Source organism: Streptomyces sp. NPDC058637 (assembly GCF_042717325.1).
Taxonomy (GTDB): domain Bacteria; phylum Actinomycetota; class Actinomycetes; order Streptomycetales; family Streptomycetaceae; genus Streptomyces.
Genome location: NZ_JBHXRD010000029.1, coordinates 88,938 through 99,659 on the forward strand (window position 1 = coordinate 88,938; position 10,722 = coordinate 99,659).

The 10,722-nt window shown below is 70.6% G+C and carries 8 protein-coding genes and 1 tRNA gene; 2 read left to right on the plus strand and 7 right to left on the minus strand.

Going from position 1 to position 10,722, the window contains the following annotated elements; all coding sequences use genetic code 11:
- Positions 1 to 82: 82 nt before the first annotated feature.
- Positions 83 to 2,530, plus strand: coding sequence for an SCO7613 C-terminal domain-containing membrane protein (locus tag ACFWVP_RS26150; protein ID WP_384500213.1), 2,448 nt, complete (start codon positions 83 to 85; stop codon positions 2,528 to 2,530).
- Here the strand turns inward: ACFWVP_RS26150 and ACFWVP_RS26155 are convergent.
- The 7 genes from ACFWVP_RS26155 to ACFWVP_RS26185 form a co-directional block, all read right to left on the minus strand.
- Positions 2,527 to 5,271, minus strand: a complete 2,745-nt coding sequence (locus ACFWVP_RS26155) for a Tat pathway signal sequence domain protein (protein WP_384500214.1) — start codon at positions 5,269 to 5,271, stop codon at positions 2,527 to 2,529. The two genes, ACFWVP_RS26150 and ACFWVP_RS26155, sit on opposite strands and share 4 nt — an antisense overlap.
- Positions 5,272 to 5,327: 56 nt before the next feature.
- Complete coding sequence (locus tag ACFWVP_RS26160) at positions 5,328 to 5,873, minus strand: hypothetical protein (RefSeq protein ID WP_384500231.1); 546 nt, start codon at positions 5,871 to 5,873, stop codon at positions 5,328 to 5,330.
- A 50-nt stretch (positions 5,874 to 5,923) separates the two neighbouring features.
- A complete protein-coding gene (locus ACFWVP_RS26165) occupies positions 5,924 to 6,784 on the minus strand; it encodes a carbohydrate ABC transporter permease (protein WP_384500216.1) in 861 nt (286 codons plus the stop codon).
- A complete protein-coding gene (locus ACFWVP_RS26170) occupies positions 6,781 to 7,773 on the minus strand; it encodes a carbohydrate ABC transporter permease (RefSeq protein ID WP_384500218.1) in 993 nt (330 codons plus the stop codon). The genes ACFWVP_RS26165 and ACFWVP_RS26170 overlap by 4 nt, the downstream gene beginning before the upstream one ends.
- Positions 7,774 to 7,783: 10 nt before the next feature.
- Positions 7,784 to 9,070 carry an ABC transporter substrate-binding protein gene (locus ACFWVP_RS26175; RefSeq protein ID WP_384500219.1) on the minus strand — a complete coding sequence of 429 codons (1,287 nt, stop codon included), beginning with the start codon at positions 9,068 to 9,070 and terminating at the stop codon, positions 7,784 to 7,786.
- A 341-nt stretch (positions 9,071 to 9,411) separates the two neighbouring features.
- Positions 9,412 to 9,483, minus strand: a tRNA-Val gene (locus tag ACFWVP_RS26180).
- A gap of 54 nt (positions 9,484 to 9,537) precedes the next feature.
- On the minus strand, positions 9,538 to 9,993 hold the full coding sequence (locus ACFWVP_RS26185; RefSeq protein ID WP_384500221.1) for a TIGR02611 family protein: 456 nt from the start codon (positions 9,991 to 9,993) through the stop codon (positions 9,538 to 9,540).
- Between the two features lie 190 nt (positions 9,994 to 10,183).
- Between ACFWVP_RS26185 and ACFWVP_RS26190 the strand changes: the two genes are divergently transcribed.
- The gene (locus ACFWVP_RS26190; RefSeq protein WP_003959770.1) at positions 10,184 to 10,597 is read left to right on the plus strand and encodes an SsgA family sporulation/cell division regulator; all 414 of its coding nucleotides are present in this window, start codon (positions 10,184 to 10,186) and stop codon (positions 10,595 to 10,597) included.
- Positions 10,598 to 10,722: the final 125 nt, after the last annotated feature.

Sequence of the window (10,722 nt, forward strand, 5' to 3'; positions counted from 1 at the left end):
TGCGCGTACGGGACCTACTCAGTGCCGGAACTGAGTATCCGAGCGCATGTACGAACGTGTGGCCGCCGCCACACTCCGGTACATGGAACATGTGCCGCCACCCGCAGAGGAACTGGCGCTCCTCGACCGAGAACTGGTCCAGCTGGACGCCCGCAGGCTCCAGCTGCTCAACCGTCGTGCCTGGCTGCTGAGTGTGCTGCGGCCGCCGGTCGCTCCCCCGCCGTTCACGGCGCCCTCCGCCCGGCCCGGCGCCGGGCCGTCCGCCTGGGGGCCGCGGGGCGGTGCGGTGCCGGCTGCCCCGGTGGCCGCTTCGTCCTCCGTGCAGAACGTGCTGCTGGTCCTCGGTGGTCTCCTGCTGACGATCGCGGCGATCGCCTTCACCCTGTTCAGCTGGGGCGAGATGGGCATCGCGGGCCGTTCGGCGGTCCTCGCGGCGGTGACGGCCGGCGCGCTCGTGGCGCCCGCGCCGCTGCTGCGCCGGGGCCTGACGTCGACGGCCGAGGCGCTGGCCGCGCTGGCGCTGGTGCTGACGGTGCTGGACGCGTACGCGCTGCACGCGGTGGCGGTGCCGGACACGGACGGGCCGGCGTTCGCGGCCCTCGCGTCCGCCGTGCTCGCTTCGGTGTGGACGGCGTACGGCCTGTGGCTCGGGCGGCTGCGGCTGCCGCTGCCCGTGGCCGTGGTGGCGGGCCAGTTGCCGCTGCTGCTGTGGGCGTGGGCCGCGGGCGCGCCCGCGGTGGTCTTCGGGTGGGCGCTGCTGGTGACGGCTGCGGCGGGTGTGGCGGTGGCGCTGTACGGCCGGGGGCTCGCGGTGCGGGTCACGGCGGCCGTCGGGGCGTCGATGACGGGGGCGGTCGCGCTGCTGATCGGTCTGTCCCTGTCCGTGTCGGCCGGAGGTCCGCTGTCGGCCGTGGGCCCGGGAGCGTTGCTGCTGGCGGGTGCGGGGGTGGCGCTGGCCGGGGGGTGGCGCGCGCCGAAGGAGTGGGCCGTGGCCGCGGGTGCGGTGGCGGGTCTGGCCTCGGTGGCCGCGGTGGGCGGTGTGCTGCGTACCGGACTGCCGTGGAACTGGTCGGTCGTGGTGTATCTGCTGTGCGGCATCGCGTTGTCGCCGGTCCTGCGGCTGCGCGTCCCCCGGCCGGTGGGCCGGGGTGTGCTGGGTGCGTCCGCCGCTGTCACGGCGGGTGCGCTGGTGTGGGCGTTGCCGGTGGTGGTGGCGGTGCTGCTGGGGCCTGTTTCGGTGCTGGCGGATGTGTGGTCCGGTGCGCCGGAGGGGTTCCGGGGTGCGTTGGGGCCGTCGATGTCGTGGCCTGCGTCGGCCGCGTCCCCGGTGGTGCTGGTCCTGGTGGCGGGTGTGCTGGGCGCGCTGCGTCTCGGGTGGGCGCGGGGGGCGTTCGGGGCGCCCCGTCCGGGGTGGCCGGTGGCCGCGGGGGCCGGGGCGCCGGTCCTGGGCTGGGGTGCGGTGCTCGCCCTGCTCGCGGTGGCGGATGTGCCGTACGCGGTGGCGGTGGGCGTGGAACTGCTGCTGGTCGCGGGGCTGCTGGAGCTCGCCGTGCGGCGCGGGTCCGGTGCCCTGTCACTGACCGCTCTGGTGTGCGGGCTGGTGGGTGCGGTGGGTGCGGGACTGCTGGCGCTGGCCGCCGAGCCGGCCACGTACGCCGTGTTCGGGGGCCTGCTGGTGCTGTTCGCGGGTGCGGCGGTCCGGTCGAAGGCGGTCGTGGTCCAGTCGGTGCTCGCCGTCGGCTCGGTGCTCTGCGCGATCGTGGTGGCCTGCGCGGCGGGGGCGTCGCTGGGGTGGAGTGCGCCGCAGGCGGCTCCGGTGGTGCTGGCCGTGCCCGCGGTGACGGTGTTGCTCGGGGCCCGGCTGCGGGTGGCGGCGGTGGCGTTGTCGCTGGAGGCCGCGGGGGCGTTCGGGGCGCTGGTGGCCGTGGGGCTCGCGGTGACGGACGCGCCGTTCCTCGCGCTGGTGCTGGCGTTGTGCGGGGTGCTGGCCGCGGGGACCGCGGTGCGGCCCGAGCGCCGGCCGGCCGCGGGGTACGTGGCCGCGGTGCTGTTCGTGCTGGCCGCGTGGGTGCGTCTGGTGGCTTCGGGGGTGTCGGACCCGGAGGCGTACACGCTGCCGGTGTCGGTGGCCGCGTTCGCGGTGGGGTATCTGCGCCGTCGCGGGGACCCGGGCGCGTCCTCCTGGGTGGCGTACGGCCCGGCCCTGTCGATGACGATGGTGCCGAGCCTCGTGGTGGCGTGGTCCGATCCGGGCTGGCCGCGCCCGCTGCTGCTGGGTGTGGCGGCGCTGGTGGTGACGCTGGCGGGCGCCCGGCTCAGGCTGCAGGCGCCGTTGGTGCTGGGCGGTTCGGTCCTGGCGCTGGACGCGCTGCACGAGCTGGCGCCGCATGTGGTCCAGGTCTTCGACACGCTCCCCCGGTGGGCGTTCCCGGCGCTCGCCGGGCTGCTGCTGCTCGCGGTCGGTGCGACGTACGAGCAGCGGCTGCGCGACGCGCGCCGGGTGCGGGAGAGCCTGGGGCGGATGCGTTAGGGCATCCTGTCGCCGACGAGCGCGAGGTTCTGGATCGCGGCGAGTCCGTACAGGGCGGTGGAGTTGGTGCTCACCCAGGCCGCTTCACCGCCCTCGACGAGTCCGGTCGGGCCCTCGATCCTCTTGGTGCTCCAGTCGGTGCTCTCCTTGTAGTCCCAGGCGTCGTTACTGCTGTAGAAGTGCTTCCACGCCCGGGTGGCGAGGGTGACGTCGCCGGTCTGGGCGGCGGCGTAGGCGTCCTGCCGTGAGTGGCCCTGGAACAGCAGCAGGGTGCCGAAGTTGCTTCCGTAGCGTGCTGCCTGTTCGGCCTTGGTGGCGTTGAAGTAGCGGCAGTAGTCGATCCAGGCGGCCTTGAAGGCGGGCATGTCGATCATGTCGATGAGTTCGGCGTTGAGTTCGACGAGGCCGAACATGGCCGACAGGTGCGAGACTCCGACCGCGGGCTTGTCCGCGACGGCGAACCTGCCCGTGTCGAGGTCGTAGAGGCCGACGCCCTGGACGAAGCCGTTGGGCTGCGCGGCGATGGTCTCCATGGTGGAGAGCACTCGGTCCCTGGCCTTCTCCCACTTGGGTCCGCGCCGTTCCCACTCGGTGAGCCAGGCGGAGACGAGACCGCTCCAGTCCGTGCCGAAGCCGATGGACAGGGCGCGGCGGTCGGGGGTGTAAGGCTCGGTCCGGATCTTGCGGATGGGGTCGAGGGCCAGGAAGGTCTCGTCGGAGTCGACGTTGGCGTGCATGAGGTCGCCGACGCGCTCGTCGGCGGTGAGGAAGTAGAACATCCGGCGGTAGGTGGTGTTGGCGATGCGCTGCTGCTTGGCGCTGTCGGCGTAGTGCTGGACACCGTGGCGGGTGCCGAGTCCGGCCCATTTGCCGAGGTGGTAGACGTCGACCTCGCCGGTGTGCCGGGTCATGGCCTCGGCGAAGCGGTAGATGTCGGCGCGGCCGGAGCGCATGTACGCGTACCAGAGCCAGAGGTCGGGCGAGAGCTCGGAGTTGTCCCAGGCGTAACCGCCGACGTCGTAGCACCACTGGTGCCGGGTGGGGTCGTAGGTGTGCATGATGTCGCCGTAGTCCCAGAAGCCGTACCAGCGGCGCATCTCCACCTGGTCCTTGTAGTACGTGAAGAGGAAGTCCAGGTGGTCCTCGATCTTCGACTTGGCGGCGGTGGACCGGTCGGGTTCGGCGAAGAGTCCGCCGAAGACCTTGGCCTGGACGAGCTGCCTGGGCGGGGCGGCGAGCTGGGGCGGGGTGCGGACGGCGTCGACCTGCTGGGCGAGGTTCTCGGCGGCGGGGGTGGACTCGTTGGCCCAGAAGAGGAGTTCGCTGGTCCGGGCGATGCCGTACGGGGTGCCGAAGCCGGGTTCGTAGTCCTCGTAGGTGATGTTGAGGCCTTCGAGCTGTTCGGCGTAGGTGTCCTGGTCCATGCCGTCGTGGTAGAAGCGCAGGTCCATGGGCTGTGCTTCGGGTGACCAGAGCCAGAGGGTGACCTCGGCCCTGTCGGTGTGGGCGTCGCGGATGTCGAGCTGGGCGGGGTGCTTCTCCCAGAAGTCGCGGAGCCCGAAGGAGAATCCGCCGGTGGGTCCTCCGACGTATCCGAAGCCGGAGGCCCGCCTGCCGCCTCCCGCCGGGATCCAGCCGTGGCCCTTCTTGGTGCGCTTGCGCAGTCCGAAGCCGTCGGCGGAGAGCTGGGAGAGGGTGTAGTCGCCCCATTGGGGGATGTACTGCAGGCGGCTGGTGACCCGCTGGTCCCAGGTGGCGGGGTCGGGGAGCTTCTGTCCGGCGAACTGGGCCTCGCGGACGGCGGCGCCTGGGTCGCGGCGCAGTCCGGTGATGCCCTTCACCGCTTCGCGCAGGAGTCCGGTGCCGTCGCCGCCGATGCGGATGTGGCGGTCGTGGGCTGCGTCGCGCATCGGGACGCTGAAGCGGACGCCGAGGCCGCGGATGAAGTCGCCGCTCGGCTCGCCGGGTTCCTGGGTGCCGTCGTAGGTGATGGTGTGCATCATCCGGAAGGAGTCGGCGCCGGCGTAGAAGTAGAAGCGTACGGAGAAGGGCATCCAGGAGCGGGAGCCCTTGCGGTGCTTGCCGTCGATGCGCACGACGGCGCGGACGGGGCCGTCCTGTTCTATCGCGGCCTCCTCGATGACGCTCTCGAAGCGCTCGTACTTCTCGTTGCCCTGGTCACCGTCCTCGATCTCGTTCTGGCGGAGCAGGACGAGCCGGCCGTCGCCGGCGATCTCGGTGGAGCCCCGGGTGACGGTCTTGACGAGGGCGGAGCCGTTCGTGCCGAGCTTCGCGGTGATCACGCCGGTGGAGACGGTGATGGTGCCGCCCGAACGGGTGGCGGTGACCTTGTTCTTCGGTGCGGCGGGGGTTCCGGTGGTGAGGACGAACTTCTCGGCGGTGGCCTCGGGGCCGACGGCGTGCGCGGTCCACTTGAGCGAGCCGTCCGGCCAGTAGCCGATCGGCCAGGTCTGCACGGGGACGTCCTCACCGTCCTCGGTGGTCAGCGCGAAGGTCTGGTCCTTGGCGTACCGCCCCTTGGGCCAGGGCACGCCGAGGGTGGATCCGGGGGCGGCCCCGAGGCCGCCGGACTCCAGCCAGGTGAGGGCGACGGGGCCGGCGGTGCCGTCGGCGCTCCGGGCCGCGGTGGCGGTGCCGGAGCCGAGGGACCAGCTGAGCTGCGCGGCCGCGCCGGCCGCCGCTGCGGCCTTCAGGAGTGTTCTGCGGGGCATCCTGGACATGGTTGTGCCTCTCTCCGTGCGGATCGGGGACAGCGAGAAGGTGGTGCTGGGAGGGCTCAGCGGGTGAGCCGCGCCTCCACGGCGGTGGCGGCGGCCGCGACGGCCCCGACGACGGGCACGGCCAGCGGCAGCACCAGGGCTCCGGAGAGCACGACGACGGCCATCCCGCAGACCAGCAGGAGGGAGCCGGCCGGGTCGCGGACCGTGCGGCGGCCGGCGTCGGCCAGCAGCGGGCGCCAGGCGGTGCCGGGTTCCCAGCACGCGGCGGCGCGTACCACGGCGACCAGGAAGCCGATCAGGGCGAGGATGCCGACGGCACCCACGAGCGGACCGCCGGGCAGCCCGGCCCGTACGGCTGCCAGGTCCAGCAGGAGCAGGGCTCCGGCGGCCCACACGGACAGGCCGACGAGCCAGCCGCCGCGGGCCGCGGCGAGGACGTCGGCGGCGAACTCGCGCAGGCCGCCGCGCTCACCGGCCAGATGGCGGCGCAGGTGTCGTGTCCCCGCGGCGAACGCGGCGGGGAACGTGAGGAGCGGCAGGGCCGCGACGGCGATCCATACGCCGGTGAGCAGGCATTCGGAGAACAGGCCGAAACGGTCCATGACGTGCGAACGCCGGGTCGCGGTGCGGGTCTTCGTCGTCACGGCGCGCCTCAGCCCTTCAGGCCGGAGGTGGCCATGCCGTCGATCAGGTAGCGCTGGAAGGCAAGGAAGAAGGCCAGCACGGGCAGGAGGGCCACCAGCGACATGGCGATCATGCCGCCGTAGTCGGCGACGGCGTCCTGGTCGATGAACATCTTCAGGCCCATGGAGACGGTGTACTTGTCGGGCTCGTTCAGGTATAGCAGCGGGCCCATGAAGTCGTTCCACGCGTTGATGAAGGTGAAGATCGCGCTGGTGATGAGCGCCGGCCGGCAGAGCGGCATGACGATCGACCAGTAGATCCTCAGGTGTCCGCAGCCGTCGAGCCGTGCCGCCTCGTCGAGCTCCTTGGGCAGGCCCCGCATGAACTGCACCATCAGGAAGACGAAGAACGCGTCGGTGGCGAGGTACTTGCCGATCAGCAGCGGGGTGAAGGTGTTGATCAGCTCCAGCTTCTGGAACAGCACGTACTGCGGGATGATCAGGACGTGGTATGGCAGGAGCAGGGTGCCGATCATGATGGCGAACATGGCGTTGCGGCCGGCGAAGCGGACCTTCGCGAAGGCGTAGGCCGTCAGCGAGCAGGACAGCACCACCCCGATCACCGAACCGACGGCGATGTACGTCGAGTTCAGGAAGAACGTGGAGATCGGGATGTCGGCGATGCCCTCGGTGAGCCGGGTGTAGTTGTCGGTCACCGGGTCGGCCGGGAACAGGTTTAGGGCGCCGACGATGTCCGAGCTCGGCTTGAACGAGGCCCCGAACGTCCACACGACCGGGTAGAGGACCACCACGAGGAGGACCAGGGCCCCGAGGTGCCAGGCCAGTGCGCCGGGACCCCGGCGTCGTACAGCAGCTGTCAGGAGACTCATCGGCCGCCCTCCTCGTAGTGCACCCAGCGCCTCTGGGACCAGAACAGCACGGCGGTGACCAGGCCCACCGCGACGAGCAGCAGCCATCCCATGGCGGAGGCGAAGCCCATGCGGCTGTTCACGAAGCCCTGGTCGTACAGGTAACAGGTGTAGACGAGCGTCGCGTCGGCCGGCCCGCAGGAGCCGTTGCTGACGATGTAGGCCGAGCCGAAGATCTGGAACGAGTGGATGGTCTCCAGCAGGACGTTGAAGAACAGCACCGGCGAGATCATCGGCAGGGTGATGTGGAAGAACCTGCGCCAGCGGCCGGCTCCGTCCACCTCGGCGGCCTCGTACAGCTCCCGGGGGACCTGCTTGAGGCCGGCCAGGAAGATGACCATCGGGGCGCCGAACTGCCAGACGGTGAGGGCGACCAGCGCGTAGATGATCATCTCGGGGTCGCCGATCCAGCCACCGGTCTCGACGCCGAACAGCTTCTGCGTGCGGTCGACGACGGCGTCGTCCGAGAACAGCGCGCGCCAGACGATGGCGGCCGACACGCTCGCGCCGATCAGCGAGGGGGCGTAGAAGGCCGCCCGGTAGAAGGACTGGCCCCACCGCTTCTGCGCGAGCAGCATGGCGACGGCGAGTGCCGCGGCCAGTTTGACCGGGGTGCCGATCAGTACGTACCAGGAGGTGACCTTGACCGACTGGCGCCACCGGGGGTCGGCGAACATGTCGGTGAAGTTCTGCAGGCCGATCCAGCGTGGTGCGTCGAACAGGTTGTACTCGGTGAACGAGAGGTAGAGCGAGAACACCATGGGCCCGGCTATCAGGAACAGGAAGCCCGCGATCCAGGGCGACATGAACAGATAGCCGGCCAGGTTGTCGCTGCGGCCGGGCCGCTTCGGGCCGACGGGTGGCGCGCCTTCTCCGGGACCGTTCCGCCACTCGGCGGGGCGGTCGCTCCCGGGGGCGAGGGCGCCCGGGGAGGTCTGGATGTGAGTCACCGCGTTCCTCTCAGTTCGAGGCGAGGGCGGTCTTCGCCTCGGAGAAGAACTGCTTCACGGAGTCCTTCGGCGAGGCCTTGCCCAGGGACAGGTCACCGGCGATGCGCAGGAAGGCCGCCTCGATGACGTCGGCGCCGGCGGGGTGCGGGGTGATGGGCTCCAGGACGCCCGCGTCGGCGATCTCGGTCTCGTACGCCTCGATGGCCTTGCTCGGCGCGTCGGTGGGCCGGTACGCCTCGAACTGGGCGGTGGTGGCGGGGACCCCGCGGTCGTAGCCCATGATCCGGGCGACCTCGGGCTCGTGTGTCATGAAGCCGATGAAGGTCGCCACCTCGGCGGGGTGCTTGGTGCGGGCGGAACCGCTCAGCATCAGCGAGCCGAGGTACTGGCCGGTGCGCTTCCCGTCGGTGCTGGGGATGGGGGCGAGCCCGTAGCGGCTCTTGCCCTCCGCGCTGTAGCGGATGGAGAAGTTGTCCCAGGTGAACTCCCCCGCGGCCATGCCCCGGGCGAGTGCGGAGGCCGGCTTGATCTGCTCGACCTTCTTGGGGTCGGCGTAGATGCCGGACTTCACCCGGGCGAGGGCCTCGGTCCAGTACGGCAGCAGCTCGGCCTCGCCGAAGCCCATGCCGTCCTCGGTGAAGAAGGCCTTGCCGTTCTGGCGGAGGATCAGGTCGTAGAGGTACATCACGCCGTGCGGGCCGACGTCGCCCGCGATCTTCTGGCCGTCCCGGATCTTCTCCATGCCGGCGTACCAGTCGTCCCAGGTCCAGCCGATCTCCGGGGTGATCCCCGCCTTCTCGTAGACCGCCTGGTCGATGACCAGGGCCATCGAGTTGCTGCCGACCGGCACACCGAGCAGCTTGCCGTCGATGTCCGCGAACTTCTCCAGCCCGGCACGGAAGCCGTCGAGGCTGAGGTTGCCCTTCTCGACCTGGGGGCTGAGGTCGAGAAGGACGTTCTTCGCCTCGTACTTGCGCAGGAAGGTCACGGCGTTCTGTATGACGTCGGGCGGGTTGCCGCCGGCCGCCTGGGTGTTGAACTTCTTCCAGAAGTCCGGGTACTGCTGGAAGTCCGTCTTCACCTTGATCTTCGGGTGCTTCTTCTCGAAGAGGGTGACGCACTCCTGGATCTTCTTCGCCCGGTCGTCGGCACCCCACCAGGAGTGCCGGATCGTGACCGGCCCTCCGGAACCGCTGCCGCCGGTGCCGCAGCCGGCTGCGGTCAGCCCGAGGCCGGCCGCCGAGAATCCTGCCAGCTTCAGCATCTGCCGCCGGTCGATGCCGCTGTTCCGAGACATAGCTCGCCCCCACCATTCGCGATTGAATCGTTTTAGAAAGCGCTTGCTGGGCAAAAGTAAGGAGCCGCACCGGGCACGTCAACGGTTCGGACGAAATTTCGCGGCGAGGCGGCGTCGCAGGAGGTCGCGGCGGGGTGGCGCCACAGGCGGCGGGGCCGCGTCGTCAGGCGTGGCGACGAGGCTGGGCTGCGAGGCACGACGGGGCTTCGAGGCACGGCGGGGCGACGGGGCGGCTTCCGCAAGGACGGCGGCGGGGCGGCGGCGCAAGGAGCGGCCGGTGGCATGTGGGAACGCCGATGGCCCGGAAGCTTCAGTGAGGCTTCCGGGCCATCGGTCCGGGGTGGGCGATACTGGGTTCGAACCAGTGACCTCTTCGGTGTGAACGAAGCGCTCTCCCACTGAGCTAATCGCCCCGGCGCACCGCAAACATTACCCCATGTCAGCGGTGCGTCCGGACCGCCCCCGGGTCACTCGTGGATCTTCCACGGCATCGTGATCCCGAACTTCCAGACGTAGATCCCGACCAGCACCGCGACGATCACGAGCCCCACCGCGGTGAGGATGATGTTGCGCCGCCGGACCTTGGGATCGAGGGCCCGCTGGGCGGCCTCGGTGACCTTGCGCCTGGTCCAGCGCAGGACGATCTGCGCCCAGACGAATTCGGTGGCCCAGATCGCCATGCCACCGAAGATCACCAGCCACCCGGGGCCCGGCAGCGCCAGCATCGCGACGCCCGCCCCGACCACCGCGAAACCGACGACGAAGATCCCGACCTGCCAGCCCAGGTGAAGCAGCCTCGATTTCCGGATGAACCCGGGCGCGCGCGAGCCCAGCTCGCGCCCCGTCGTCTCTTCGTCCCCCGCAGCGGAACCATCGGCCACCGTCGCGGCGACCTCTTCCCGCTCGTCACTCTCCGCGTTCATGAAACCCAACCTACCCGACCGGCGATCGTCACCGGAATGGACGCATGACCCAAAGTTACACACCGCCGCACGAGCGACCCGAAGCATCACAAATAGGTCAGAGGGGTTTACAACGCCACCGTAGGTGGCATGTCGATTTCGCCGACGTGCGAATCCCCGAGCGCACACTGAGCGAAAGGCCCTGGCGCTTATGAACACCACGGTCAGCTGCGAGCTGCACCTGCGCCTCGTTGTGTCGAGCGAGTCCTCACTGCCTGTACCCGCGGGCCTGCGGTATGACACGGCCGACCCCTATGCCGTGCACGCCACCTTCCACACCGGAGCGGAGGAGACGGTCGAGTGGGTTTTCGCCCGTGACCTCCTTGCCGAGGGGCTGCACCGGCCCACCGGCACCGGAGACGTCCGCGTCTGGCCATCTCGAAGTCACGGCCAGGGCGTCGTCTGTATCGCACTGAGCTCCCCGGAGGGCGAAGCCCTGCTGGAAGCCCCGGCCAGGGCCCTGGAGTCGTTCCTGAAGAGGACCGACGCCGCTGTCCCGCCCGGCACCGAGCATCGTCACTTCGACCTCGATACGGAGCTCTCACACATCCTGGCCGAGAGCTGAGCCAGCCCGAGAGCTGCGGGCCGCCGTCCGACTCGGGGAGACGGCGTCACGCGGACAACCTCATACGGCAGACACCGACGCCGTCGCCGCGGAACCCACCGCCGCGACGGCGTCGGCGCGCCCGG

What these genes read in the sequence shown, in the direction of transcription:
- ACFWVP_RS26155 (WP_384500214.1), bottom strand. Translation starts at nt 5,271, where the DNA reads ATGTCCAGGATGCCCCGCAGAACACTCCTGAAGGCCGCAGCGGCGGCC.
- ACFWVP_RS26175 (WP_384500219.1), bottom strand. Translation starts at nt 9,070, where the DNA reads ATGTCTCGGAACAGCGGCATCGACCGGCGGCAGATGCTGAAGCTGGCA.
- ACFWVP_RS26160 (WP_384500231.1), bottom strand. Translation starts at nt 5,873, where the DNA reads ATGGACCGTTTCGGCCTGTTCTCCGAATGCCTGCTCACCGGCGTATGG.
- ACFWVP_RS26165 (WP_384500216.1), bottom strand. Translation starts at nt 6,784, where the DNA reads ATGAGTCTCCTGACAGCTGCTGTACGACGCCGGGGTCCCGGCGCACTG.
- ACFWVP_RS26185 (WP_384500221.1), bottom strand. Translation starts at nt 9,993, where the DNA reads ATGAACGCGGAGAGTGACGAGCGGGAAGAGGTCGCCGCGACGGTGGCC.
- ACFWVP_RS26150 (WP_384500213.1), top strand. Translation starts at nt 83, where the DNA reads ATGGAACATGTGCCGCCACCCGCAGAGGAACTGGCGCTCCTCGACCGA.
- ACFWVP_RS26190 (WP_003959770.1), top strand. Translation starts at nt 10,184, where the DNA reads ATGAACACCACGGTCAGCTGCGAGCTGCACCTGCGCCTCGTTGTGTCG.